Here is a 25,220-nt window from a genome sequence, read left to right on the forward strand (position 1 = left end):
GGGTGCCCTGCTTGCTAGCCAACCGCTCCGCCGCCAGCAATGCCCGACTGCTGCAAGAAATTCGTCCAACACGCCTGGTCAATGCACAGAAGGAAGTGAAAGCGATCGTCGAAGACCAAATACAGGACACGCGGAAGCTGTAAGAACTGCTGCGTAAGTCACTTTCGGATCCGCGGCAGCAGTCGCTGCCGATGTTGAAGCCACTCAAGTGCCGTGCCGTCCGGACTTGGAGTGGTGGGCGGTACAGGGTTCGAACCTGTGACCCCTACCATGTCAAGGTAGTGCTCTACCGCTGAGCTAACCGCCCGTTTCCTGCGTCAGCATTGCGCTGTGCAGGGCGCGCATTCTAGCGCAGGGTTTGGATCACCACAAGCCCTCCCTGCGCTCTAACTTTCGTGCTGTCGCCCTGCCCTACGCCAGGCTGGCAGCTTTGAGTTTCTGGATCTGGTCGCGAATCTGCGCGGCCGCCTCGAACTCCAGGTCCTTGGCGTGCTGGTACATCTGCTGCTCCAGGCTCTTGAGCTTGCCGGCGATCTGGGCAGGCCCCATCGCGCGGTAATCGGGCATTTCCTCCGCCACCTGACGCGACTTCGAGCGCCCCTTGCCGGCCTTCTTCTCGGCGGCATCCTCGCGCGCACCTTCCATGATGTCGGAGATCGGACGCGCCACCGACTTGGGCGTGATGCCATGCTCCAGGTTGTACTCGACCTGCTTCTCGCGGCGACGGTCGGTCTCGTCGATCGCCGCCTGCATCGAACGCGTGATCTTGTCGGCGTACAGAATGGCCTTGCCGCGCAGGTTGCGCGCCGCGCGGCCGATGGTCTGAATCAGCGAGCCGGTCGAACGCAGGAAGCCCTCCTTGTCCGCATCTAGGATCGCCACCAGCGACACTTCCGGCATGTCCAGGCCTTCACGGAGCAGGTTGATGCCGACCAGCACGTCGAACTTGCCCAGGCGCAGGTCGCGGATGATCTCCACGCGCTCCACCGTGTCGATATCCGAATGCAGATAGCGCACCCGGATACCGTGCTCGCCGAGGTACTCGGTGAGGTTCTCGGACATGCGCTTGGTCAGCGTCGTCACCAACACGCGGTCGCCAAGCTTGATGCGCTCCTGGATTTCGGACATCAGGTCGTCCACCTGCGTTCCGACAGGACGAATCTCGACCACCGGATCGATCAGGCCAGTTGGCCGCACCACCAACTCAGTGATTTCGCCCGCAGACTCGCGCAACTCGTAGGGACCCGGTGTGGCCGACACGTAGATGCTACGCGGCGAACGTGCCTCCCATTCCTCGAAACGCAATGGCCGGTTGTCCAGTGCCGATGGCAGCCGAAAACCGAACTCCACCAGCGTTTCCTTACGCGAGCGGTCGCCCTTGTACATCGCGCCGATCTGCGGAATGGTCACATGCGACTCGTCGATGACCAGCAGCGCGTCCGGTGGCAAGTAGTCGAACAGCGTCGGCGGCGGCTCGCCGGGCGCCTTGCCGGTGAGATGCCGCGAGTAGTTTTCGATACCGTTGCAGAAGCCGACCTCGGCCATCATTTCCAGATCGAACTGGGTGCGCTGCGCCAGGCGCTGCGCTTCGACCAGCTTGTTCTGCGAATACAGTTGCTCCAACCGTTCCTTCAATTCTTCCTTGATCGTGTCCACCGCACTCAACGTGCGCTCGCGCGTGGTCGCGTAATGCGTCTTGGGGTACACGGTGTAGCGCTGCAGCTTGCGCAGCGTTTCGCCGGTCAACGGATCGAACAGCGTCAGCCGCTCGATGTCGCCATCGAACAACTCGATCCGCAACGCCTCGGTGTCGGATTCGGCCGGGAACACGTCCAGCACTTCGCCGCGCACGCGGAACGCGCCGCGGGTCAGCTCGAATTCGTTGCGGGTGTACTGCAGATCGGTGAGATGGCGGATCAACTGACGTTGATCGATGTGCTCGCCCACCGACAGGATCAAGCGCAGCGACAGATAGTCTTCCGGCGCGCCCAGGCCGTAGATCGCCGACACTGTGGCCACCACCAGCGAATCACGACGCGATAGCAGGGTCTTGGTCGCCGACAGACGCATCTGCTCGATGTGCTCGTTGATCGAACTGTCCTTCTCGATGAAGGTGTCCGACGAGGGCACGTAGGCCTCGGGCTGGTAGTAGTCGTAGTAGCTGACGAAGTACTCAACCGCGTTGTGCGGAAAGAACGACTTGAACTCACCGTACAGCTGCGCCGCCAGCGTCTTGTTCGGCGCCATCACCAGGGTCGGCTTCTGCACCTGCTGGATCACGTTGGCGATGGTGTAGGTCTTGCCGGAGCCGGTCACGCCCAACAAGGTCTGCTTGGCCAGACCGGCCTCGAAGCTGGCCACCAGCTTCTCGATGGCGGCAGGCTGATCGCCGGCTGGGGAGTACGTGGATACGAGCTGGAAACGGTCGGTCATGAAGCGGATCTCGGGGGAGGACTGCACAAATGGCGGAGGCCACTTTCGGTGAAAGTCTGACACCTCATCACGTGGGAGCCGACCTTACCTGAGCCTTGGACGCCGTAGAGACTGCTTGCTTCGAGCCGAGGAGCAGGACGGTGAAAGCAGTGACTCGTTCGTATTCAAAAGGGTACACGGCGCTACAGCTAGTGATCGTGATGGCGATCGTCGGGATCATGGCGGCCATCGGCCTGCCCAGCTTCAAAGGTCTGGTCGAGTGGCAGCGCACACAGGCACGGGTTCACTTGCTCACCGCACACTTGGCGATGGCGAGGAGCCTGGCCATCACCCATCGCCTGCCAGTTAGCGTCTGTCCATCCGTCGACGGTGCCAGTTGCCGACCTGACAGCGACTGGGGCCAGGGGTGGATTCTTTTCAAAGATCCAGCGCGCAGTGGGCAGCCTGCGGACGCGGGCTCGATCCTGCGCGTCGAGCAGTATGCTGCGAGCGAGGGCATCAGCATCACTGGAACGATTGGCCGATCGCTTGTCCGATTTCTTCCGAACGGCCGCAACAGCGGCACCAACATCACGATCAGCCTCTGCACGCGTGCGCAGCGCCTGGCAGATGTCATCGTCAACAACTCAGGGCGAACGCGGTCTGTCCGCTACAGGCAACCAACCGCCTGCCCTGCACGATGAGCTACAGCAAAAACAAAGAGGCCGCGACTAGTCGCGGCCTCTTCAACATCTTGGCGCCCGAAGTTGGACTCGAACCAACGACCCCCTGATTAACAGTCAAGTGCTCTAACCGGCTGAGCTATTCGGGCGGGGAGGCGAATTGTAGAAGACTACTCGGCCAGACGCAAGCCTCTTGCATGGCAGTTGTCACCAACAATTGTCGCTGCCGCTAGAGGCGGTCCGAGCCCCCTTCTCATCAATCGCCAAAGTACCGCAACTGGTGTCACTTGCCTGCGCGCCCTTAGGCACTGCCTTAATACGAAACGTGCTGGCTGTGGGTGCCGGGTCGTTCGATACGTCGTAGAAAGCCGCAAGGCTAGCGTCACAAATCGAAGGAGCAGGCGCTCCAACGTAGGTCATCTTCGTCGTGTAAAAACGCTCCATCAACTGTGCACGCTCCTGTAGACAAACCGCGGCCGCAGATCTCCTTGACTTGATCACCGAGTTCTTATAGCTAGCCATTGCGATAGCAGCGAGAACGCCCACTATCAAGACGACGATCATGATCTCAATCAGCGTAAATCCACGTTGACGCTGCTGGTTACCCATGCCTCTCATCATTCGCCCCTCACTAGTTCACGCCAGGACACACGCCGCATACTCAAAGCGCTGCTATTTGTCCCTACACTGATCGTACTCGCATTGTCAAGTCCAACCTGCATCACGTTACCAATGAAGATGGGATTATTTGGACTGCTATTGAGCCCGAGTCCGGAGACGGGCTTGCCATCGAGCGTATCACCGGTACTGGAACCTCCACTTCCATCCAAATCGAAGAACGATTGCGGGAGGCGCCCACCACTGAAAGGATTGATAGCCATCACGAATCCCTTGCCGCTGGGACTGCAGACATCCCCTGCATCAGGTATACGTGTTGTACCTATCAAAGCGGTTCCCTGGAAGAAATTGGAGACAACCATCCGTTCTCCCTGCCGACCGGACACAGGCGAAATCAAATCCATGTACCAGCCATTGATCCCTGAGTTCGCTTGATCCTCAATCACTCGTGCAGTGAAGCCACCGACCGTACCTTCGCTAAGAATGTCCACTGCGTTGAGGCCATTGCGCCCTGTGATTGCCGTATTCCGATCAACCAATCCGTACCATGTCTGCACATCTTTATTCGAAAGATCTCCATCTGACAAGTACTTCCCAGTACCAAAAAACACCCACGTTGATCCAGTTGATGGATCTTTAGCAGCTGCAGGCGCCGCAGTGATCGGTTGCACCTGATTGCCAAAAGATGCGGTGAATAGCCTAGTAACAGTAGCGACGGTACCTGCCATAGAAAACCGCCACATATTTCCTTTCAGATCCCCAGCATAAATGCGATCCACAATCGAATTATTCGCTGAGGACCAAGCTAGCAACCCAGACAGGCCGTTTGATCCAGTCGAGCCAGTATTTATCTCTGTCACAGCGCCGCTCAGCAGGCCGATCAGTACCAGCCCAGCTCCATCGCCCGGACTGTTGGGACCATTCCCGATCATTGCGAACCATGCGCCCGACGCAAGTTGACCAACGATTGGCTTGCCCAAATTATTTCCCATAGACGTGATTTCGCCCGACGTCTTGTCCCAAAGTAATGTCACATTACCTGGATCTGTTACGTCCAAAGCAAACGCACCGCGCCCCCCCCCGCCCAAGTGTGCCTACAAGAATCGACCGCCAACGCCCATTGACGGTGTCGTAGATATCGGAAACCGTTAATTCCCCATCAACATAATATCTGTGCTCATAATTTTGGTTCGTATAGGCCAACAAATTATTCATCGCACCCTTGGGTACAAACGCAAACGTTTCCGCTCCCGACCCTGCGTTGAATCCATGCAGCATGCCGTCATTGGCGCCAACATAAATAGTTGGCGTACGACTGGCTTGGACTGCCGCAAAGGCGGGATACGAAGACGCACCTACGAATGTAGCGGCGGCATAAAGCCTGGAATTTGGCGCACCGACGTAGACCGGCTGGGAGTTGACGATGTCCCCCATAATTCCAGTACGCGTTCTTAGAGTTCCAGAATTGGCTCTCTCAGCAACACGACTCCCGCGAAGATAATCAACTTGTACCTGGGTTGCAGAAGAAAGCGGGGTGGTACCAAGATTGCCAAATGCAAAATTTGCCATACCAGATGCGCCTGCAAACTTGATCACACGCTGGTCCCAGGCAGGGAAAGCACCGTTTGCGCTCCATGCTTGCGTCAGCGCACCGGTCGATTGGTTAACGTTGTAGCCCACCACGTCCCCACGCCAGGTACCGCTGTAGAAAAGCGACTGGTACGTCATCGCACCCGCCTCCAACTTTGTGGTATTACTCGCGAGAGAAGACGCCGACCCCTTCATCTCATCAATGATTCGCTCAAACGCACGCTTGAGGCTTGCAACCATCTTACCGGCGTCGGCAGCTATATAATAGTTATCAGGGCGCTGATAGCCTGCAACGTTATTGACGAGCTCGGTCGTCGTCCACCAATCCGAGTTAGAGATCGGAGTAGTCCGCGTAGCAGAGTCATAGCCGGCGGGCACGGTAAATCCGCCGTACTTGGCAGCCAACCAATATTGATTTGTCAGTTTACTCTTGTAATCACCGTTCTCGACGACGTCGACCCAGTGCGTGGAAATACTTTGTTGCCCCTGAAGATCGGGGCGGATATCCGTCGTATGGGCGTGATAGGCCAATGATGCGATATACCCGGAGTTACCATTTCCATTGAAATTTGGAGTAGTTGACCTTGAAAATGCAGTGGCGGCAGCCTGCCCCTCCATTCTCAAGATATTAGTCAGCAATCGAACTACATCAACAGTGTCATCAGAACTTACTTCCGCTGGCAGAGCAGGCGTACCGTCCAGCGCACCGCCATTTGCCGCGACACCGGGAAGATTTTTATCATTATGCGTATTGGTATCACCAATACCTAAAATTACGTTCGTTTGGCACCAATAGGCAACTGGATCCAAGCCCTTTTGGTTCCAACCATTTATTACCGGAAATGCGTCTGCTTGTTGGTATCTACCAGTTGCATTCGTTGCAGTAAAGGCGGAGTAAGCAGGAACGTCCCCCTGCTTTTTAAAATAACGCAACGCAGAATAATAGAGCTCACTGACATCATCGTTACTCTTGGTGTTCTTGCCAGTGTTCATCTGACCAAACTTATTCAAATAATTAATTACCCCGCTATTGGAAATAGTCGTCCCAACAACCAAGGTCGTCGCAGCCGCATCCGCCGAATCGGGGTTTTGGTAAAGTACGCCAGTGACTGGGTCCCACTCCTTAGCCAAATTGTCAGCGGCGCCCTGCTCAGGGTTATAAGTTTTAGGTCCCACGAATTTCTGACGTGCACGCAGCACGCCAGTATCCACACTATTCCCATCGATATTCAGATAACCGAAAATGCTATACTTAATTCTCTGCGAATATTCCTGAATTAGGCCTTCAGGCTTATAGCCTTGTGAATAGCGGACGCAGTTATCCTCCAGACCCGCCATGCTGTCGCAAACCTTCACGCGAACACTCAACTCAAAAATCACGTCCGTGTCGTCGGTGTTACACTGGCCAAATACGTTACGGGCAAGACACTTTCCGTCCAGGCTATGGACAGAAGGGTCATAAACAACTAGAGGCGTAGATGCCGATGACAAATTGACGTCCTGCGTGATCCACATCTTATTTCCAAGACCATCCACCCTGATCATGGCTTTACTCCACTTGGACGCCATGACGCTCTGCACCACATTACTTCCCGAAATTGTGCGGCGCGGAAAATTACCGGCATTGACGCGCTCACCGATTGCTTTTTCCAATATCGTGGTGGTTGGGGTGTCCACGACGCGGTAGCCGCCTGTCATTGCGGAACGAAATGGATCGATGGTCTGTGTCACCGCCCAGTTCAAAAAGTTGCCCGACCACGTAGTCGCATCATTACAACTAAAGTTCGCGTCCGGCGCTGGCGAAGCTACCGGATAGAAATAACGATTCGCCTCGTTAGCGTCATAATTATACTTATAGCACTTTAAAGAATTAAAATATCCAACATATTTTGAGCCGCCGACAAAACCACCAAGGTTAGCCACACTGATGACCGTAGGAAATTCAACGGATGGCACCAATGCCAAGTTCCCTGGCACGTTACTCCCCACATATAATGGAGACTGAGATACATCGACCTCGGCACCCGCACCTCCAGCGAACGCGATGAACATCCCGGCAACGACCAAGAGCAGCCGATCTTTGAGCGTAGATTTTTTCGTTAGATTGCTCATGACGATGCCTTATTTCACAGTAACATTGGTTTGCAGGACGACTATTGCACGCTGCCCAGAGCCGGAGGGGTCAGCACTTCGGGCGGTTACTCGATAGTAATGCTCCAAGGATGTGCCGCCCGATCCACCATATTGATTTTGATTCACGCTAGAGCCCAGACCCAGCTGGTCTTCGCTCGTCCGCTGACCTAAATATTGAATGTAATATTGCGCCTGACCTATTTGAAGATCTTGGACGACCGCTGCATTGATCCAGCACTCTGCGCTTCCCGGGCTACAGCCTGAGGAATTTCCAGTGTAAGTGTTTGCAGGCAATGCATTACAGACAGCTCCCGCAGGACAGGTAAACCCGGCAATCTGACCCGCCGCAGCTGCGGTCTGGATTACTTTCTCGGCATCTCGAAGCGCGCCTTCAGCGACCTGGAACGCCAGGCTACGGTCGTACATATTGGCGGACATACGCTCTTCCAATAGCGTGCTGCGAAGTACCGCAAGGCCAAGCAAGGTCATGACTAAAAGCAAAAGCAGAACAACTACTAATGAAATTCCCGATTGCTGAGGCAAACCAGACGAGTCTCTCATGAATTTCTATTCCTAATACTAATAACCGACGTGACCGTACGAGACAGCGGCTGCCCGTCAGAGCCCACTGAATCCGGAGATTGGACCGTGATGCTCAGCTTTACCGCAAGGACATTCGTCCAATTGGTTATCGCTCCGGCATTCATATATGTCGCGTCTGCCAACGACCCACCCGCTGCTGTCAGATACTCTAGCTCCATATCCGATACACCTTCAGCTATTTCGTTGGTAACGGACGTTCCACCGGAGCCAATGACGTCCTGATACAAAGATCTAGTGCCACGAGAATTGGCTTTCACATACCATCTGACTGCGCGCAAGTTGGTGAGAATGGCATTTCTCTCATATACGTATGCATTAGAACCACTAACGCATACTCCCGGCAGCCGTCCCAGGCGATTACACGCGTTCAAGGAGCCAGATGCGTAGGAGATACTGGTACCTGACACCGTCTGGAGCTGCAAGATTGCCAACTGCTGCCGGTCACACAACAAGGCCAGATTTCCGCTTTGAATTTCTGGTACCGCCGTGGAAATATTTAATTGCTGCGATGCTGCGGAATGGGCACTTAGCGTCGCGCCTCCAGTTGCTGCTGCCAGTATCTGTATTGCATCAGTCCCAGAAGCCGAACCGCTCAATGCCCCATTTTCAAAGCCCTGCAACGGCTGGGCCCAGTTTTTCCACCAAGTTGCTGTGGGGCTGGTCAGAACGTTAGCAACTGGCAATGCTTTGTCGCACGGATTTGCACCCGACTCCCGGATGTCTCGCGCCAGCATTTCAAAGCCGATACGCGCAGTCTCCTGAACTCGACCCAAGCCTTCTGTTGCTGCATAGGTCTTTCGATTCGATAGAAAAATTCCTATCGCGGCGCCAACGACTAGCAGCCCGAGGAGCATGGAAATCATCAGTTCAATTAAGTTGAACCCTCGCTGCCGTGAGGCCGGGGATCGAAGGCGTCCGGTATTCACAACTGGGTCACCGTGGTAAGTTCTTGTGCGGACGCGCCGTTTGCATCCAGATTTTTTGAGCGACTGTCATCCCAACGTACGGTGATCCGACAGTTTCCGTCAGTACAGGCAATTGAGCCACAGGTGGATTCAGCGTCGCCAAGTGCACTCTTCAAACTTGCAATCCATAGTGCTTTATCCCTATCGGGCAGACCTGATCCAGTTGGTGCTGTGCATAACATATTCGCAGTGTTATAGCCGCCAATTAGAGCAACGTCGCGATTGGCTCGCATGGCATCAAGTATCGTGTACGTTTGCATGACCACCTCTGTCCGACGCAACGCGCCCTGATTATTCTTCAGGGCAGTGGTCTGCATGGCGGCGATGCCGAGCATACCGATCCCCATGATCAAGACGGAGATCATCACCTCAATCAAAGTTACACCATGAACATTTTTCGGAGAATTATTTCTCATGCATTTATCTCACGAATCCGTTGGCGCTGAACAAGAGGCCTGAGCCCCCTTCTCCACAGCAATGCGACTGCCGCTAGTAATCACGATATTTCTGTTATTTTCTGCCGGAGATGAAGTCACCAGACAAACTGATAACCTCCCGTTTAACGGGCTGCCGCTGCTGCCGCGAGCCAAACCATCTGGCGAAAAGGCAATACGGTCATTGAGAGAGTTCAAAGCGGGACTTCCCTCTACGATTAGCCCGGCACGCACTTGAGTGACCCGAAGCACCTGGCCGCTTCTGACAACTACTGTGATAACCTGACCCCAGGCGCCACCTGCAGCACACGTGCTGCCATTGTCGCTGCGGCAAACCGCTACCGAGGAGTTCTGACGAACTGCCTCCGAACGGGCAAGCTGAAGCGCTGCCACGAGTTCGTTTGCGTTTGAAGTCAACCTGTTGCTTCGGATCAAGGTGCCGAACGCTGGAACGGCTATCGCCAAGACAATTGCCAGTACTGCAACCGTCACCATTATTTCTATCAAAGTAAAACCCGCACGGCGCCTGACAGACAACACGTGGGTAGCAAGCCTGGTCATTTCCACCCCCAATATCCCCGACGTTGACACTATCGAAAGCGCTTGACGTCGACCACCAGTGGCCGACGGGCGGCAAGGAATGACAGGGCGAACGGCTAGAATCGCCAGATATTTGGTCGCATCATGCCGCATGACCAACCCATTGCTCCCATCAGCCGCCAAACCGGATCGCCTCGACATCCTGGCTCACCCGTCAAGTCTGGTTTGGTTACTGATGGCGGGGGAATGCGTCGCTGCGCTCCTGGCGCTGGCACCTGGTTATGCAGGTAGCCGCTGGGTTTATTTCGGCCTTGCTTCCCTTGGAGTCCAATGGATCCTTCTGCTGACCCTCGCCAGCCTGTTGCTACTTCGTAAATTATTCGTTGGACGCAGTGCAATTTTGGTCGCATGCGTAGCATTGGCGCTTATGCAGCTCGTTACGATCGCGGTCAGCGCGATTATACTTGAATTATTTGGTGAATATTGGCATTTAGGACAAAGCAGCTGCAGAGATTTTATCCTGCAATTCTCAGTCATTGCGCTATTGATCGCAATACTGGGGATGGGAGCGCTTCACAACCATTTGCGCATCCAACAAATTGCAGTAAGAGCAAAGCAAGCTGAAATCGACGCGCTTACGGCAAGGGTTCAACCCCACTTTCTTTTCAACACGCTCAATATGGCCGTTACGCTCCTTCACGCTCAGCCGCGACAAGCCGAGCGGCTTCTACTGGACCTCTCGGAACTATTCAGAGCGGCACTTACAGCCCAGAAAACGGTTCCGTTAGCGGACGAAGTTGAACTAACCAAACGTTACCTCGACATTGAGGCGCTTCGGTTTGGCGACAGGCTAAGGGTGCAGTGGAATTTGCCGCAAAAGCTTCCTGAGATATCTGTCCCCAACCTGACGCTTCAACCACTTGTCGAAAATGCCGTACACCACGGCATCGAAGGTATACGCGGGGGAGGAAAAATCACTATTGCGATCACAAACAGCGACGGCCTTGTCAGAATCCATGTATACAACAGCGTGCCCCAAGTTGCGCGCGCGCATCCGCGTCTCGGGCATGGGATAGGCCTTTCAGCGTTGCGTGGCCGCCTGGAAGGCGGCCACGCAACCTTGTCAATCGAGCGATCAGATGCAGTTTTTCGAGCAACGATAACATTGGCCGATCAGGTCACCACCCGATAACAAGGCCGGTAATCCCCGGAAATCTTCATGCGCCGCTGCTCTACGAAGCCGCGCAGCAGTTCGTCCAGGGCCTGCATGATGTCCGGGTCGCCGTGGATTTCGAAGGGGCCGAATTCCTCGATGCGGCGCATGCCGTCTTCCTTGACGTTGCCGGCGACGATGCCGGAGAAGGCACGCCGCAGGTCGGCGGCCAGCGCGGGCGCTGGGCGGCCGTGGTGCAGGTCGAGGGCGGCCATGGCTTCGTGGCTGGGCTCGAACGGCTGCTGGTACTCGAGCGGGATGTGCACCGACCAGTTGAAGTAGTAAGAATCCTTCTGGTCCTTGCGGTGCGCGCGCACCTTATGGATGCCTTCGGCCATGCGGCGCGCCACCGCGACCGGGTCGCCGACGATGATCTCGTAACGGGACGCGACAGCCTCGCCCAGGGTGAGCCGGATGAAGCGGTCGATCTGCTCGAAATACGGCGCGGCAATGGTCGGGCCGGTCAGGATCAGCGGGAACGGCAGGTCGGCGTTTTCTTCGCGCAGCAGGATGCCGAGCAGGTAGAGGATTTCCTCTGCCGTGCCGACGCCGCCCGGAAACACCAGGATGCCGTGGCCGATGCGGACGAAGGCTTCCAGGCGCTTCTCGATGTCCGGCATGATCACCAGGTGGTTGACGATCGGATTCGGCGACTCGGCGGCGATGATGCCCGGCTCGGTCACACCGATGTAGCGCGTGTGATGCTTGCGCTGCTTGGCGTGCGCGATGGTGGCGCCCTTCATCGGGCCCTTCATGGCGCCCGGTCCGCAGCCGGTGCAGATGTCCAGACCACGCAGGCCCAGCTCGTAGCCCACCTGTTTGGTGTAGAGATATTCGTCGCGCGAGATGGAATGCCCACCCCAGCACACGACTAGGTTCGGGTCCGACGGCTGCAGGATGCGCGCGTTGCGCAACTGGCCGAATACCGCGTTGGTGATGCCTTCGCTGGTGTCCAGATCCCCGCGCTGGGCTTCCAACTCGATTGCCATGTAGGCCAGGTCGCGCACCACGGCGAACAGCAGTTCGGCCACACCCCGGATGATCTCGCCATCCACAAAGGCCATCGCCGGTGCGTTGCTCAGATCGATGCGGATGCCGCGGTCCTGCTGGTTCACCTGGATATCGAAATCCGGATACAGATCGCGCGCGGCGCGCGGGTCGTCCGACGCGCTGCCGCTGGTGAGCACGGCCAGCGCGCAGCGGCGCAACAGCTCGTGCATGCCACCGCTGGAGGCATCACGCAGACGCGCAACTTCCGCCTTGGACAACACGTCCAGGCCACCGCGCGGGTAGATCCGCGCATCCACCACCGGCAGCGCCCGTGCTGCCGTACTGCTGAGTTCCATAGCTTGCTCCTGTCGTATCTCAGAACTTTAGCGTACTCACCCGCACAAAAGAAAACGGCCGGGAGAACCCGGCCGTTTCTGCAAGCTTCGAACCACTAGCCAGCTTTAGAACTGGTAGCGGAAGCCCAGCTGCAGTGCCCAGCGGGAGATGCCCTTGTCGTCGTAGACAGTGGACAAGTCCGGCTCATTGAAGCGGTACACGTATTTGCCGGTTGCAGCATCGATACCGCCGTACTCCACAACACCCTTGAAGCCAGGGAACCCGTACTCATCCACGCGGCCCCACTTCTTATTAAGCAGGTTACCGACATTCATGATGTCGACCCATATCTGCGCCTTATTGCCGTCGAAGAAGCCCGGCAGTTCCTGCTCGATATGCAGATCGAACTGATTTACCCAGGAATTGCGAACGGCGTTGCGGCCAGCCAACTGCCCTTGGTGCGAAGACAGATACTGATTGTTGCTTACGTAGTTCCAGAAAGCATTCTCTTCAGCTGCACTTCCGAACAACACATCGCCACGGCCGTTCGGAATGTAAAGCAGGTCATTGGCACGACCGTCACCATTGGCATCGTTATCGAACGTATAGCTATACGGACGACCGCTGCGGCCCTGATAAATCAGGCCAAGTTTGGTTGCGTAGTCGCCGAAGAAGTTGTGCTTCCACTGCAGAGTGCCGAGGATGCTGTCCTTGATCTCATAAGCGGACGTGGCGTTGACTTCTTCATTAGCCTGGAAGGTCGCTACATTCAACAGCTGAGAGCCCGAGGTAGAGCTGGTCAGACCGCTGACCTCCTTCGCGTTTGAGTAGGTGTAAGCGAGGCTCCACGACCAGTCGCTGTCGTTGAAAGGTTTATTCAAACCGACGGTGAAGCTCTGCGTACCGCCCTGGTCGGTTGGACGCGCAATAATTGCGTCGTTGAAGCCCTGATTACTGTTGGCGCGTGTCAGTGCGTTGCCGGTGAAGCGACCAAGGTTATCCCAGCTCGCCCGGTTACGACCAACCGCGTTCCAGTAGATCTGACGACCATCCTGTCCAACCGCAGTTGGCGTGCCAAGATTGAGTTGCTGGTAGTAGATTGCCTCGTTGACCTTGGTGACCACACCTTCCAACGATCCGATGATGCCGTACCACGGCAACTCGGTGTCGAATGCCAAGTTAGCTTTCCAGACCGATGGCTGCCCGAGATCCTTGTCGACAAAGTCGACCGATTGAGTCGCTCCGCCGGTACCAGTTGGCTGGTTGTTGATATCGGGAGTGAAACGAATACCGCCAGCGGCGATCTCGTTCGCGTTGCGGAAATTGTAATCCGTGTAAGCCAGGCCGGTATTGGAGAACGGATTGGAGAGCCACACCGACGCCGCCGCACCCTGAAACAGGCCCACGCCACCGCGCAACTGGGTCGGCCGCTCGGCATCAAACGTGTAATTGAAGCCAAAGCGCGGCTGCCAGAGGTCGTTACCGTCGAGCGTCGCGTCGTTACGCACGCCGAAGGCATTGAATGCAGCCTGATTGAACTGCGGGCTGTCCGGAACCATCTGCTTGTCGTAGCGCAAGCCAAAGGTCAACGTCAGGTTGTTGTTGACAGCCCAGCTGTCCTGAACGAACAGGCCTAGGTTGCGCAGGCCCCACTTCGCTGCGATGTCATCGATACTGCCGGTGTTCGAGGACGAATAGCGATAAGACACTGGCCGATTGGCGCGGTAAGCAGCAATCGAATCAAAGTTGTAAGAACCGAAAACGCGTGGACCAAACAAGTTGAAAATATCGTTGTCTTCGTAGTCGAAGCCGAATTTGACTGTGTGGTCGTTAAGGAACAGGTTACCAGCAAAGAAGGCGTTCCATGTTTCGGTACGCAACTCGTTCGCCTGCGTATTTGCCTCGGTTCCCAGATTGACTGAGTTTGCGCCCACTCGGACATTGATGGCCGGCAGCTGAGACGCTGCGGTACGTACTGCCGCGTAATCGCGATAAGACACCTTGGCCTCAGTGGAGAAGGTATCGGTCCAGTCGCTGAAAAGCTGTGCCGTGTAGGTTTCCAGCTCGAAGTCACGCACGTAGTGGTACGAATTCAGCGCCAACGAACTCGTGCTGAAACCATTGAGATTGGCAGTGCTCTGCTCGGACTTACCGTAACGGAATGAACCGCGATGCTTATCGCTGATATTCCAATCCAGCTTGAAGCCCTTTTCTTCAGAGTCGGAATCCAATGCCGGCAACGTCAACGTGCCCGGATCAAAACCGTACACATTGCGCGAGATGTCGGCGATCTCGTCGACCTGCGCCTGCGTGATGTTGACCGTGTTGCTCGCACCCGAGCCTGTCGGACCAAAACCGCTGTTACCGGTGAAAACGCCTTTGCCTTTGTACTTTTCGTAGTTCGCAAAAAAGAACAACTTGTCTTTGACCACTGGACCACCCAGCGTCAGGCCGTAAGTCGATTCGCGATCGAACAACTGGGGACGAATATCGTTCTCGTTCTTGCCCGACCAGTCGTTCTCGCGATAGGTTCCGTAGACCGAGCCATGGAACTCGTTGGTGCCCGACTTGGTTACAGCGTTGATCACGCCACCGGTGCCGCCACTGATCGTGACGTCGTAATTGGCCACGTCCACCGAGATTTCGTCGATGACGTCCATCGAGAACGGCTGGCGCGGAGTCGGCAGGCTGTTGGATTCCAGTCCGAAAGCATCGTTGGTGCTGATGCCGTCGACGCGGATCGCGTTGTAGCGCGGGTTCTGGCCGGCGATGGAGATTTCGTTGCGCGCCTTGTCGGTCTGCGCGACGCGCGGATCCAGACGCACGTAGTCCTGCAGGTTGCGGTTGATCGACGGCAGCGACTCGATTTCTTCGCGGGTCACGTTGGTGCCGGTGCCCATCTTGTTGGCGCTAAAGATCGCTGAGCCGTAGTTGCCTGCGATCGCCTGCACGGTACCGAGCGTGGCCAGATCGCCGCCCAGGGCTGCATCAACCTGATTGACCTTATCCAGGTTCAAGTACACGCCTTCACGCGTGGTGTTGCCCGCACCGGAAGCGGTAATGGTGATCGTGTACGGCCCACCCACACGCAGGCCGCGCGCGTTGTAGCGTCCGCTGGCATCGGTGGTGGCGCGGCTGACCGTGCCCGATTCGACGTGGGTGATCGTCACTTCGGCATTCGGCACCGGTTGACCGGCGCTGCTGGTCACCAGGCCAGCGACGCCGGCAGAGGTGCTCTGGGCGAACACGGGGGCGGCGGCGAGTGCGGCAACAAGGCCAAGCGTCAGCTTGGACATGCGGAGACAGCGGGGGTGGGTCATTTCGGTAGCCTCGATACAGGTTGGGCAGTGACAAAAAGGCGCAGTCAGCCCAACCGTTCCCGGGGGTGGGCTGCCGATGATCTGGGGTCCCTTGCCGCGCGGCTGGTTGCTGCCGCAACGGTTAACAACAGATTAACACGCTAAGGCCTGATTGTGACGGCGGCGTGACAAAGTTCGCGCGGTGCAACATGAACTTCGCATGTGAAGGCCTAAACGCCAGCTTGCGCAAAGTCGCGCCGCATTTGCGACTGGCGTCGCGCTATCGAGCTGGCTTGTCGCAAACCGGCAACGTTTGGCCTGAAAACGCAGCGCTGGCTATCGGCCGCCATCCCCGCTGTGGTCGCCAGACACCGCCAGCCGCTCATGCCACGGGTCGGCGACGCGGCTTCAAATGCCCGCCGGGCATTCAACAAGCCGTCCCCATGCACCCTGCCCGCCCATCGCCGACTGGACTCAGATCGACACCGGCAGCTTGAAATAAGTGCCAAGGCCGTCCAGAAACATCTGCACCGAAATGGCCACCAGCAACATGCCCATCAGCCGCTCGATCGCGGTCAATGCGCGATGACCGAGCAGTTTGTACAACAGCGGGGCCGAGGCCAGGATGGTGGATGCACCGATCCAGGCGATCATCAGCGCCAGGCTCCAATCCCATAACCGGGTGGGTTCGTTGCTGCCCATCAGCATCACTGCGGCCATGCCGGACGGGCCGGCCACCAGCGGGATCGCCAGCGGCACGATGAAGGGCTCGCCGTCGGGGATCTCGCCCATCAGGCCTTCCGGGCGCGGGAAGATCATGCGGATGCCGATCAGGAACAGCACGATGCCGCCGGCGATCGCCACCGATTCCTGGCGCAGATGCATCAGCTCCAGCGCGTACTTGCCGCCCCACAGGAACGCCATCAGCACGAACAGGGCGATCAGCAACTCGCGCGCGAGCACGAAGCGCTGGCGCTTGGGCGGCAGCGGCTTGAGCACACTGAGAAACACCGGAATGTTGCCCAGCGGGTCGAGGATCAGGAACAGCAGCAGTGCCGCCGACAGAATGGTCATGCGGAAGGACTCCAGATCGCGCCGCGGTGCGCGCCACCGGCCGTGGACAACAGGGTGACGCAGGCGGCGGCATAGCGCGTGGGGTCCAGCGCTTCGCTGTCTTCCTGATGGGTGAAGGCGCGCGCGCGCAAGGCGGTGCGCATCGGGCCGGGCTGCAATCCGCTGATGCGGACCGGGCCGGCGGCGGTTTCGTGATGCAGGCTGGCGAGCAGGCCACGCTGTGCATGCTGGGCAGCGCCATAGGCACCCCAGTACGCCCGGCCAACACGTGCCGGGTCATCGACGACGAAGACCACCGCCGCATCGCCTTGCTGCCGCAACAGCGGCAGGCAGGCCTGGGTCAACCAGGCGCGCGCGGTGAGGTTGATATGGAGGTTGCGTGCGAAGTCGGCAGGCGCCGCGAGTTCGGCCGGGGTCAAGCCGGCGAAATCGGCGGCGCAGTGCAGCAGGCCGTGCAGGCCACCGAGCTCGGACTGCAGCCGCTGCGCGAGCGTGGCGTAGTCGTCCGGCGTGGCGCCGGCCAGATCCAGCGGATACAGCAACGGCTCCGGACCCAGCTTGGCGACCGCGTCGTAGATGCGTTCCAGCGGGCGCAGCTTGCGGCCGAGCAACACCACGGTCGCACCGGCGGATGCACACGCCTGCGCCGCCGCGCTCCCCAGCCCGCCGGCTGCACCGGTGATCAGCACCACGCGGCCGGCAAGTGCCGCCGCGTCGGGCCGGGCCTGCGCCAGACTCACGGCTGGTAGGCCTCGCTGACGATGCGCTTGAGCTCGCCGGCTTCGAACAGTTCCAGCGTGATGTCGCAACCGCCGATCAGCTCGCCGTGGATGAACAGCTGCGGGAAGGTCGGCCAGTTGGAATAGCGCGGCAGATTGGCGCGCACTTCGGGCTCTTCCAGCACATTGACCGTGCGCAACTGATCGGCGCCGGCAGCCACCAGGGCCTGCACGGCGCGGCTGGAAAAACCGCACATCGGAAATTGCGGGGTGCCTTTCATGAACAGCACGATCGGGTGTTGTTCGACTTCGGCCTGGATCCGTTCCATCACCGGCATTGGACTCTCCTGACTGGGAGCGGCAGGCCCGACCGCCGGGTCGGATAGACTTCCGCAAAGGCGCGCATTGTAAGCCTTCAGCGCGACCTGTCGCCGCACTCCCTTCGCTGCCATTGCCATCATGCCGATCGAACACCTTGCACTGCCCTACTCCCGCGTCGCCCTGGAGCCGCATCTGTCCGCCGCCACACTGGAGGCGCACCACGGCGTCTGTCACCGCAGCGAGGTAGCTCGGCTCAATGCGCGCATCGAAGGCAGCGAGTTCGCCGAGCTGACCCTGGAAGACATCATCGCGCAGGCGCAGGGCACGCTGTTCCATCTGGCTGCGCAGGTGTGGAACCACAATTTCTATTGGCAGTGCCTGCGCCCGCGCGGCGGCGGTGAGCCGCTGGGCCGGTTGGCCGACCGCATCGCCAAATCGTTCGGCGACTTCGTGCATTTCAAGCAGGAATTCAACCGCGTCGCCCTGGGCAGCTTCGGCTCGGGCTGGGTGTGGCTGGTGCAGCGCCCGGATGGCGCACTGGCGATCGTCGCCACGCCGAATGCGTCCACGCCGCTCACCGGGCCGGACACCCCGCTGCTCGCTTGCGACCTCTGGGAGCATGCCTATTACCTGGATTACCGGCAGGACCGCGCGCAGTACCTGGACGCATTCTGGAAGCTGATCAACTGGGAGTTCGTGGCCAGCCGGTTGGGTTAGCCGCTTGCGCCGTTGCAACAGGTCAACGATCAGGTGACCTGTTGCAACAGCGTCCGGCGGCGTCGCGCACTGCGTGCATCTTCGCCACGGACCTGCGCATCGGCGAGGCCAGCAGTGCCACCGATGGCTCTGCGAATCACCCTTCGCTCAAACGCGCGAGCACCGGTCCGACCTGGGCATCACGCTGCAGCACGGCGCCTGCGTCGCTCAGGGCCCGAGCGAGCAGCTGCGGCGTCTCTGCGCGCAGTGTGGCATGGCCGACCTTGCGGCCCTCGCGCGATTGCTTGCCGTAGTCGTGCCAATGCCCACCGGGCACCGCCAAAAATGCAGTCGCGTCCGGCATCGCGCCCAGCCAGTTGAGCATGCAGGCATGCCCGCGCATCGCGGTACTGCCGAGCGGCAGACCGAGCACGGCGCGCACATGATTTTCGAACTGTGAGGTCTCGGCACCTTCGATGGTCCAATGCCCGGAGTTGTGCACGCGCGGCGCCATCTCGTTGGCGAGCAACTGGCCATCGCGTACGAATAGTTCCAGCGCGAACACGCCGACGTAGTCCAGACGCTCGGCGACCGCACGCGCATGCGTCTCTGCCGCAGCCTGCAAGCCGGCATCCACACGCGCCGGCGCAAGACTGGCCGAGAGTACGCCGTCCACATGCCAGTTCTCGGTCAGCGGCCAGGCGCGGAATTCGCCATCACGCCCACGCACTGCCACCACGCTGACCTCGCGCTCGAACGGCACGAAGGCCTCCACGATCAGTCCGACCTTCGCCGCCTGCGCGCCGAGCGCGTCCCACGCGGCATCGGCATCGGCCAGCGTCTTGATGCGGAACTGGCCCTTGCCGTCGTAGCCGAAGCGACGTGTCTTGAGCACACACGGCGTGCCGATACGGGCCAATGCAGCGTCGAGCCCTGCACGGTCGTCGATGGCGGCGAACTCGGGCACCGGAATGCCGAGCTCGCGGAACAGGGTTTTTTCGCTGAGCCGGTCCTGCGCCACCGCCAACGCGGCAGCGCTGGGAAACACCGGCACCTGCGCAGCCAACTGCTGCGCGCCGGCGGCCGGCACGTTTTCGAAATCGAAGGTGATCACATCCACCTGTGCGGCGAATGCGGCAAGCGCGGCGGTGTCGTCAAAGGCGCCCGCCTGCAGCGGCGCCACCTGCCCTGCGCAGGCATCGGTAGCCGGGTCGAACACCGCAAACCGCAAGCCCAACGGCGCACCGGCCAACACCAGCATGCGGGCCAACTGGCCGCCACCCAGAATGCCGACTGTGGTCATTGGCGCGGGTCGTCGCTGGCAATGACATCGTCGGTCTGCCTGGCGCGGAACTGCGCCAGTGCCTGACCGATCTGCGCCTGCTCCGGCGCCAGCATCGCGGCGGCGAACAAGGCCGCATTGGCCGCGCCGGCGTTGCCGATCGCAAACGTCGCCACCGGAATCCCGGCCGGCATCTGCACGATCGACAGCAACGAATCCATGCCGTTGAGCGCCTTGGACTGTACCGGCACACCGAGCACCGGCACCGCCGTCTTGGCCGCCAGCATGCCCGGCAGATGCGCCGCGCCACCGGCGCCGGCAATGATCACGCGCAGACCGCGTTCGCCAGCCTGCTCGGCATAGCTGAACAATACGTCCGGTGTGCGGTGCGCCGAGACCACCTTGACTTCGTAAGGCACGCCCAGCGCATCGAGCTTCTGAGCTGCGTGTTGCATGGTTTCCCAATCGGAACGGGAACCCATCACGATGCCGACCAGCGGCGCGGAGTGGTTGGAGGTCATGGCCCTGCCCTGCGGTAAAGACGTATTCTAGCCATCTTCCACGCAAGACAAGACTTCGATGGATCGCAAACTGCTCGACCTGCTGTGCTCGCCCGACACCCGCCAGCCGCTCTCGCTGCTCGACGGCAAGGGCCTGGAGGCACTCAACACCGCCATCGCCGGCGGAACCCTGCAGCGTGCCGACGGCACCGCGCAGACACAGCCACTGCGCGAGGCGCTGATCACGCGCGACCGCAAGCAGATTTTCCGCGTCGACGACGGCATTCCGGTGCTGCTGGCCGAAGAAGCCATCGGCACTGCGCAGATCGCCGACTTCCCCGAAAAGTGAATCCTTCCATTCGCACCACCGTGCCGGAGGCACCACCGGCCGCGCTGGTGGACGCCGATGTGGCGCGCGCGCTGGCCGAGGACATCGGCAGCGGCGATGTGACCGCGGCGCTGTTGCCCGATCAGCCAGACAGCGCGTACCTGCTGTGCAAGCAGGACGCCGTGATCGCCGGGCGGCCGTGGTTCGACGCCACGCACCGCGCGCTCGATCCGCAGGTGCGGATCGACTGGCAGGTGCACGAAGGCCAGCACGTCGCCGCCGGCACGGTGCTGGCGCTGCTGCATGGCCGCAACCGCAGCCTGGTCAGCGCCGAGCGCACCTCGCTCAACTTCATGCAGACGCTGTCGGCCACCGCGACTGCCACCGCTGCATACGTGGCTGCCGTGGCCGGCACCGGCACGCGCATCCTGGACACGCGCAAGACGCTGCCGGGCCTGCGCGCCGCGCAGAAATATGCCGTGCGCTGTGGCGGTGGCGACAATCACCGCATCGGCCTGTTCGACACGGTGATGCTCAAGGAAAACCATATCCGCGCCGCCGGCTCGCTGAGCGCCGCCGTGCATGCCGCACGTGCGCAGCAACCGCAGTTGCCGCTGGTGGTGGAAGTGGAAACACTGGAGCAGTTGCGCGAGGCCTTGCAGGTCGGTTGCACGCGCATCCTGATTGACGATTTCGACCCGGCGATGCGTCGCGACGCGGTGCGCATCGTTGCCGCCCTGCCGCGCGAACAACGCATCCCTCTGGAAGTCTCCGGCAGCGTGGATCTGGCCGGCATCGCCGCCATTGCAGCCGATGGGGTGGATTGCATCTCCATCGGCGGGCTCACCAAGCACGTGCAGGCGGTCGATCTGTCGCTCAAACTCGGCCCGCCGCCGCGCTGATTTCACGCGTGCCCGCAGCCGGCTCTGTCAGCCTGCTGCGATTGTTCTGTGCAGGATCTGCGATGACTGTAAAACCTTGGCCGTGGCTCTGTCTGGTGTTGGCCGCATGGGGCGGCACCGCGGCCGCCGCGGAAGTCTGCGATGTGCCCCCGCGCTTCGGCACCAGCCCTGCAGCAATCGCCATCGTGCGCAGTGCCTGCAACGAGCACCGCCTGTGGCAGCACCCGTTTATCGATGCCAAGGGCCGTCTGGCAAGCCTGGGCGTGACCGAGGCCGAATCGGGCTATCTGGCCGACCACGGCGTGGTCGCCTGGCAACGCGTGGCCGGCTACTGGCGCGACAGCGGCACGCTGGCATCGATGGGCGGCCGCCCCGGCGCATCGAGTTGCGCGGCACTGGATGGCACGCGCTACACCGCCAGCGATTGCCGCGCGTTCCTGGTCGACAACCCGTGGTCGGCCGCCTTCATCTCCTGGGTGATGACGCAGGCCGGACTGAGCGGTTTCCACCGCTCTGCACGCCATCTGGATTACATCCGCAGCGCCTACAACGATGGCGCAAGCGGCCCGTACCAGTTCACCGACCCGGCGGTGGAAAAACCCGCCCCCGGCGATCTGCTGTGCCTGCTGCGCGGGCGCAGCGCTGCGCTCGGCTACGCCGGCCTCAAGGCCGGGCTTGGCGGCAGCGCGCCGATGCCGTGGCAATCGCATTGCGACGTGGTGATCGCCGCCAACGTCGGTGGCGATCGCACCCTGTACCTGATCGGCGGCAATGTGTTCAACACGGTGATGATGCGCAAGATGCCGCTGGACCGCGCCGGCCGCGTGGTGTTGCCGACGCCCCAATCTGACGGCAGCCAGGACCAGAGCGAGGACGGCATGGGCATCGCCAGCGAGTGCACGCCGGCACACGAAGAACTCTGCGATTTCAATCGACGCGACTGGGCGGCTCTGTTGAAGCTGCGCCCGGATGCGGTGATGACGGCGCCACCACCGGTCGAACCGCTGCCTTCGCCAACCACCTTACCGACCACGATGCCACCGGGTTTCCCGCGCGTGGTGCCGCCGCGTCCGGAAACACAGCCCGCGCCGACACAGCAGCCGGGGTAAGCAAGGCTCAAAACCCCGCTCCCATCCGGAGAGGGGTTGGGGTGAGGGCACGAAGGCGAAGCCCTGGCCAAGGTTCAACCGCGCGAGGCTTCGTCCGTACCCTCATCTGTCCCTGCGGGGCACCTTCTCCCGCAGGAGAAGGATCAAGTCAGGCGCCCTTGCCGAACACCCAACAAAAAAGCGGGCCGAAGCCCGCTTTTTCGTGACGCATCAACCAGCGGCGATTACTCGGCCGACGGCGGAACGCCCTCGCCTTCTTCCACTGCCTTGATCGACAGACGGATACGGCCCTGCTTGTCCACTTCTAGCACCTTGACGCGGACCAGATCGCCTTCCTTCAGCTTGTCGCCGACCTTTTCCACGCGCTCGCTGGAGATCTGCGAGACGTGCACCAGGCCGTCCTTGCCCGGCAGGATGGTGACGAACGCACCGAAGTCCATGATCTTGGCGACCTTGCCTTCGTAGATGCGGCCCGGCTCCACGTCCGAGGTGATCTGCTCGATGCGCGACTTCGCAGCTTGCGCGGCAATCGCATTGACCGAGGCGATGATGATCGTGCCGTCGTCCTGGATGTCGATCTGCGTACCGGTTTCCTTGGTGATGGCCTGGATGGTCGAGCCGCCCTTGCCGATCACTTCGCGGATCTTGTCCGGGTGGATCTTGATGGTCAGCAAGCGCGGCGCGTAGTCGCTCAGTTCCTGACGCGGAGTGGTCAGCGCATGCGCCATTTCGCCGAGGATGTGCAGACGGCCGGCCTTGGCCTGCTGCAATGCCTGCTTCATGATTTCTTCGGTGATGCCTTCGATCTTGATGTCCATCTGCAACGCGGACACGCCTTCGGAAGTGCCGGCCACCTTGAAGTCCATGTCGCCGAGGTGATCTTCGTCACCCAGGATGTCCGATAGCACCACGAAGTCGTTGCCTTCTTTGACCAGGCCCATCGCGATACCGGCGACCGGCGCCTTGATCGGCACGCCGGCGTCCATCAGCGCCAGCGAGCTGCCGCAGACCGATGCCATCGAGGACGAACCGTTGGACTCGGTGATTTCCGAGACCACGCGGATGGTGTACGGGAATTCTTCCAGGCTCGGCATCACCGCCAGCACGCCGCGCTTGGCCAGGCGACCGTGGCCGATCTCGCGACGCTTCGGCGCGCCGAAACGACCGCACTCGCCCACCGAGTACGGAGGGAAGTTGTAATGGAACAGGAAGTTCTCTTTGTACTCGCCCGAGACGGCGTCGATGACCTGACCGTCGCGTGCGGTGCCGAGTGTGGTGATCACGATCGCCTGGGTCTCGCCGCGGGTGAACAGCGCCGAACCGTGGGTACGCGGCAGCACGCCGGCCTTGGCGCTGATCGGACGTACGGTATCCAGTGCACGGCCGTCGATGCGCACCTTGGTGCTCAGCACCGAGCCGCGCATGGTCTGGTATTCCAGCTCGCCGAATTCCTTGGACAGGTCACCGGCAGCCCAGCCTTCGACCGTGGCGCGCGGTGCCAGCGCACCCAGCACGTCCTTCTTGATCGCCGAAATCGCGTCGCGGCGCTGCAGCTTGTCGCGCACCTGGAACGCCGACGCGAGCTGGTCGCCCACCGCTTCCTTCAGCGCAGCGATCATGCTGTCGTTCTTGGCCGGAGCCACCCAGTCGGACGGCTTGGTGCCGGCTTCGACGGTCAGCTCGTTGATGATGTTGATGACCTTCTGCATCTCGCGATGGCCGAACGTCACCGCGCCCAGCATCACTTCTTCCGACAGCAGCTCGGCTTCGGACTCGACCATCAGCACCGCATTGGCGGTACCGGCCACGACCAGCTCCAGCTGCGAATCCTTCAGCTCGGTCACGGTCGGGTTGAGGATGTATTCGCCATTCTTGTAACCGACCTTCGCCGCAGCGATCGGGCCGTTGAACGGGGTGCCGGCCAGCGACAGCGCGGCCGATGCGCCGATCAGCGCGGCGATATCGCCGTCGATGTCCGGGTTCATCGACATCACGGTGGCGATGATCTGCACTTCGTTCTTGTAGTCCTCCGGGAACAGCGGACGGATCGGGCGATCGATCAGGCGCGAGATCAACGTTTCCTTCTCGGTCGCACGTCCTTCGCGCTTGAAGAAGCCGCCCGGGATGCGGCCGCCGGCGTAGAACTTCTCCTGATAATCAACCGTCAGAGGAAAGAAGTCCTGCCCTTCGCGCGCGCTCTTGGCGGCGACGGCGGTGACCAGCAGTACGGTGTCGTCGAACTTGACGATGACGGCGCCGCCTGCCTGGCGAGCGATTTCGCCCGTCTCCAGGGTGACGGTGTGCTTGCCGTACTGGAAGGTTTTGGTGATTTTTGCCACGGAGGTTTTTTCCCTTAGGTGTTGCTGTCTTCGTTGGACCGTCGTCGACCCATGCCGAGAACGGGCGGCCGGGAGGCTCCGGCCCATGAACTGCATGCTGCAGATAACGTGATGCGAATGACCAAAACAAAGCC

21 protein-coding genes, 2 tRNA genes and 1 pseudogene are annotated in these 25,220 nt (G+C 60.0%); 7 read left to right on the plus strand and 17 right to left on the minus strand.

Annotation, left to right across the window (positions count from 1 at the left end; genetic code table 11):
* Window positions 1–232: 232 nt before the first annotated feature.
* A tRNA-Val gene (locus AC06DU_RS12975) sits at window positions 233–307 on the minus strand.
* A 104-nt stretch (window positions 308–411) separates the two neighbouring features.
* The gene (gene uvrB / locus AC06DU_RS12980) at window positions 412–2,433 is read right to left on the minus strand and encodes an excinuclease ABC subunit UvrB (protein WP_478202591.1); all 2,022 of its coding nucleotides are present in this window, start codon (window positions 2,431–2,433) and stop codon (window positions 412–414) included.
* 140 nt (window positions 2,434–2,573) lie between these two features.
* Here uvrB and AC06DU_RS12985 point away from each other — a divergent pair, with 140 nt between their 5' ends.
* Window positions 2,574–3,116: a GspH/FimT family pseudopilin gene (locus AC06DU_RS12985; RefSeq protein WP_478202592.1), complete on the plus strand. Its 543-nt coding sequence runs from the start codon at window positions 2,574–2,576 to the stop codon at window positions 3,114–3,116.
* 51 nt (window positions 3,117–3,167) lie between these two features.
* Here the strand turns inward: AC06DU_RS12985 and AC06DU_RS12990 are convergent.
* The 7 genes and pseudogenes from AC06DU_RS12990 to AC06DU_RS13020 form a co-directional block, all read right to left on the minus strand.
* Window positions 3,168–3,244, minus strand: a tRNA-Asn gene (locus tag AC06DU_RS12990).
* Window positions 3,245–3,302: 58 nt separating this feature from the next.
* Window positions 3,303–3,704, minus strand: coding sequence for a type IV pilin protein (locus AC06DU_RS12995; RefSeq protein WP_478202593.1), 402 nt, complete (start codon window positions 3,702–3,704; stop codon window positions 3,303–3,305).
* Window positions 3,705–3,712: 8 nt separating this feature from the next.
* A pseudogene (locus tag AC06DU_RS13000) lies at window positions 3,713–7,415 on the minus strand (pilus assembly protein).
* A 9-nt stretch (window positions 7,416–7,424) separates the two neighbouring features.
* Entirely contained in the window at window positions 7,425–7,997 is a 573-nt protein-coding gene (locus tag AC06DU_RS13005; protein ID WP_478202594.1) for a pilus assembly PilX family protein, read from the minus strand.
* The gene (locus AC06DU_RS13010; protein ID WP_478202595.1) at window positions 7,994–8,902 is read right to left on the minus strand and encodes a PilW family protein; all 909 of its coding nucleotides are present in this window, start codon (window positions 8,900–8,902) and stop codon (window positions 7,994–7,996) included. Before AC06DU_RS13010 ends, AC06DU_RS13005 begins: the two co-directional genes overlap by 4 nt.
* A 59-nt stretch (window positions 8,903–8,961) precedes the next feature.
* Entirely contained in the window at window positions 8,962–9,420 is a 459-nt protein-coding gene (pilV, locus tag AC06DU_RS13015; RefSeq protein ID WP_478202596.1) for a type IV pilus modification protein PilV, read from the minus strand.
* A 9-nt stretch (window positions 9,421–9,429) separates the two neighbouring features.
* Window positions 9,430–9,933: a GspH/FimT family pseudopilin gene (locus AC06DU_RS13020; protein WP_478204421.1), complete on the minus strand. Its 504-nt coding sequence runs from the start codon at window positions 9,931–9,933 to the stop codon at window positions 9,430–9,432.
* On the opposite strand from AC06DU_RS13020, the gene AC06DU_RS13025 reads away from it, so the two are divergent.
* Window positions 9,860–10,045, plus strand: coding sequence for a hypothetical protein (locus AC06DU_RS13025; protein WP_478204480.1), 186 nt, complete (start codon window positions 9,860–9,862; stop codon window positions 10,043–10,045). The genes AC06DU_RS13020 and AC06DU_RS13025 overlap by 74 nt on opposite strands.
* 84 nt (window positions 10,046–10,129) lie before the next feature.
* The gene (locus AC06DU_RS13030) at window positions 10,130–11,170 is read left to right on the plus strand and encodes a sensor histidine kinase (RefSeq protein ID WP_478202597.1); all 1,041 of its coding nucleotides are present in this window, start codon (window positions 10,130–10,132) and stop codon (window positions 11,168–11,170) included.
* On the opposite strand, the gene ppnN is transcribed toward AC06DU_RS13030, so the two are convergent.
* The 5 genes from ppnN to grxD form a co-directional block, all read right to left on the minus strand.
* Window positions 11,152–12,537, minus strand: a complete 1,386-nt coding sequence (gene ppnN, locus AC06DU_RS13035) for a nucleotide 5'-monophosphate nucleosidase PpnN (RefSeq protein WP_166770825.1) — start codon at window positions 12,535–12,537, stop codon at window positions 11,152–11,154. The two genes, AC06DU_RS13030 and ppnN, sit on opposite strands and share 19 nt — an antisense overlap.
* Before the next feature lie 105 nt (window positions 12,538–12,642).
* A complete protein-coding gene (locus AC06DU_RS13040) occupies window positions 12,643–15,837 on the minus strand; it encodes a TonB-dependent receptor (protein ID WP_065031754.1) in 3,195 nt (1,064 codons plus the stop codon).
* Between the two features lie 453 nt (window positions 15,838–16,290).
* Complete coding sequence (locus AC06DU_RS13045; protein WP_006450537.1) at window positions 16,291–16,890, minus strand: YhgN family NAAT transporter; 600 nt, start codon at window positions 16,888–16,890, stop codon at window positions 16,291–16,293.
* Window positions 16,887–17,630 (minus strand): SDR family NAD(P)-dependent oxidoreductase, encoded by a 744-nt coding sequence (locus AC06DU_RS13050; protein ID WP_184613587.1) that lies wholly within the window; start codon window positions 17,628–17,630, stop codon window positions 16,887–16,889. The genes AC06DU_RS13045 and AC06DU_RS13050 overlap by 4 nt, the downstream gene beginning before the upstream one ends.
* Window positions 17,627–17,947 carry a Grx4 family monothiol glutaredoxin gene (grxD, locus tag AC06DU_RS13055; protein WP_006450539.1) on the minus strand — a complete coding sequence of 107 codons (321 nt, stop codon included), beginning with the start codon at window positions 17,945–17,947 and terminating at the stop codon, window positions 17,627–17,629. The genes AC06DU_RS13050 and grxD overlap by 4 nt, the downstream gene beginning before the upstream one ends.
* Window positions 17,948–18,068: 121 nt before the next feature.
* Between grxD and AC06DU_RS13060 the strand changes: the two genes are divergently transcribed.
* Window positions 18,069–18,647, plus strand: a complete 579-nt coding sequence (locus tag AC06DU_RS13060; protein WP_478202598.1) for a superoxide dismutase — start codon at window positions 18,069–18,071, stop codon at window positions 18,645–18,647.
* Between the two features lie 136 nt (window positions 18,648–18,783).
* Here AC06DU_RS13060 and AC06DU_RS13065 read toward each other — a convergent pair whose 3' ends face one another.
* Both AC06DU_RS13065 and purE read right to left on the minus strand, forming a co-directional pair.
* On the minus strand, window positions 18,784–19,929 hold the full coding sequence (locus AC06DU_RS13065; protein ID WP_478202599.1) for a 5-(carboxyamino)imidazole ribonucleotide synthase: 1,146 nt from the start codon (window positions 19,927–19,929) through the stop codon (window positions 18,784–18,786).
* The gene (purE, locus tag AC06DU_RS13070; RefSeq protein ID WP_478202600.1) at window positions 19,926–20,429 is read right to left on the minus strand and encodes a 5-(carboxyamino)imidazole ribonucleotide mutase; all 504 of its coding nucleotides are present in this window, start codon (window positions 20,427–20,429) and stop codon (window positions 19,926–19,928) included. Before purE ends, AC06DU_RS13065 begins: the two co-directional genes overlap by 4 nt.
* A 58-nt stretch (window positions 20,430–20,487) precedes the next feature.
* Between purE and AC06DU_RS13075 the strand changes: the two genes are divergently transcribed.
* The 3 genes from AC06DU_RS13075 (at window position 20,488) to AC06DU_RS13085 (ending at window position 22,747) form a co-directional block, all read left to right on the plus strand.
* Window positions 20,488–20,757, plus strand: coding sequence for a Trm112 family protein (locus AC06DU_RS13075; RefSeq protein WP_024937963.1), 270 nt, complete (start codon window positions 20,488–20,490; stop codon window positions 20,755–20,757).
* On the plus strand, window positions 20,754–21,638 hold the full coding sequence (gene nadC, locus AC06DU_RS13080; RefSeq protein ID WP_478202601.1) for a carboxylating nicotinate-nucleotide diphosphorylase: 885 nt from the start codon (window positions 20,754–20,756) through the stop codon (window positions 21,636–21,638). The genes AC06DU_RS13075 and nadC overlap by 4 nt, the downstream gene beginning before the upstream one ends.
* A gap of 62 nt (window positions 21,639–21,700) precedes the next feature.
* Window positions 21,701–22,747 carry a DUF2272 domain-containing protein gene (locus AC06DU_RS13085; RefSeq protein WP_104575955.1) on the plus strand — a complete coding sequence of 349 codons (1,047 nt, stop codon included), beginning with the start codon at window positions 21,701–21,703 and terminating at the stop codon, window positions 22,745–22,747.
* 224 nt (window positions 22,748–22,971) lie between these two features.
* Here the strand turns inward: AC06DU_RS13085 and pnp are convergent, their stop codons facing one another.
* Window positions 22,972–25,086, minus strand: coding sequence for a polyribonucleotide nucleotidyltransferase (gene pnp / locus AC06DU_RS13090; RefSeq protein WP_054592535.1), 2,115 nt, complete (start codon window positions 25,084–25,086; stop codon window positions 22,972–22,974).
* Window positions 25,087–25,220 lie beyond the last annotated feature (134 nt).

The sequence above is a fragment of the Xanthomonas sp. NCPPB 3200 genome, assembly GCF_056393585.1.

What these genes read in the sequence shown, in the direction of transcription:
- uvrB (WP_478202591.1), bottom strand. Translation starts at nt 2,433, where the DNA reads ATGACCGACCGTTTCCAGCTCGTATCCACGTACTCCCCAGCCGGCGAT.
- AC06DU_RS12995 (WP_478202593.1), bottom strand. Translation starts at nt 3,704, where the DNA reads ATGGGTAACCAGCAGCGTCAACGTGGATTTACGCTGATTGAGATCATG.
- AC06DU_RS13005 (WP_478202594.1), bottom strand. Translation starts at nt 7,997, where the DNA reads ATGAGAGACTCGTCTGGTTTGCCTCAGCAATCGGGAATTTCATTAGTA.
- AC06DU_RS13010 (WP_478202595.1), bottom strand. Translation starts at nt 8,902, where the DNA reads ATGATTTCCATGCTCCTCGGGCTGCTAGTCGTTGGCGCCGCGATAGGA.
- pilV (WP_478202596.1), bottom strand. Translation starts at nt 9,420, where the DNA reads ATGAGAAATAATTCTCCGAAAAATGTTCATGGTGTAACTTTGATTGAG.
- AC06DU_RS13020 (WP_478204421.1), bottom strand. Translation starts at nt 9,933, where the DNA reads ATGGTGACGGTTGCAGTACTGGCAATTGTCTTGGCGATAGCCGTTCCA.
- AC06DU_RS13030 (WP_478202597.1), top strand. Translation starts at nt 10,130, where the DNA reads ATGACCAACCCATTGCTCCCATCAGCCGCCAAACCGGATCGCCTCGAC.
- ppnN (WP_166770825.1), bottom strand. Translation starts at nt 12,537, where the DNA reads ATGGAACTCAGCAGTACGGCAGCACGGGCGCTGCCGGTGGTGGATGCG.
- AC06DU_RS13040 (WP_065031754.1), bottom strand. Translation starts at nt 15,837, where the DNA reads ATGACCCACCCCCGCTGTCTCCGCATGTCCAAGCTGACGCTTGGCCTT.
- AC06DU_RS13045 (WP_006450537.1), bottom strand. Translation starts at nt 16,890, where the DNA reads ATGACCATTCTGTCGGCGGCACTGCTGCTGTTCCTGATCCTCGACCCG.
- grxD (WP_006450539.1), bottom strand. Translation starts at nt 17,947, where the DNA reads ATGCCGGTGATGGAACGGATCCAGGCCGAAGTCGAACAACACCCGATC.
- AC06DU_RS13060 (WP_478202598.1), top strand. Translation starts at nt 18,069, where the DNA reads ATGCCGATCGAACACCTTGCACTGCCCTACTCCCGCGTCGCCCTGGAG.
- AC06DU_RS13065 (WP_478202599.1), bottom strand. Translation starts at nt 19,929, where the DNA reads ATGACCACAGTCGGCATTCTGGGTGGCGGCCAGTTGGCCCGCATGCTG.
- purE (WP_478202600.1), bottom strand. Translation starts at nt 20,429, where the DNA reads ATGACCTCCAACCACTCCGCGCCGCTGGTCGGCATCGTGATGGGTTCC.
- AC06DU_RS13075 (WP_024937963.1), top strand. Translation starts at nt 20,488, where the DNA reads ATGGATCGCAAACTGCTCGACCTGCTGTGCTCGCCCGACACCCGCCAG.
- AC06DU_RS13085 (WP_104575955.1), top strand. Translation starts at nt 21,701, where the DNA reads ATGACTGTAAAACCTTGGCCGTGGCTCTGTCTGGTGTTGGCCGCATGG.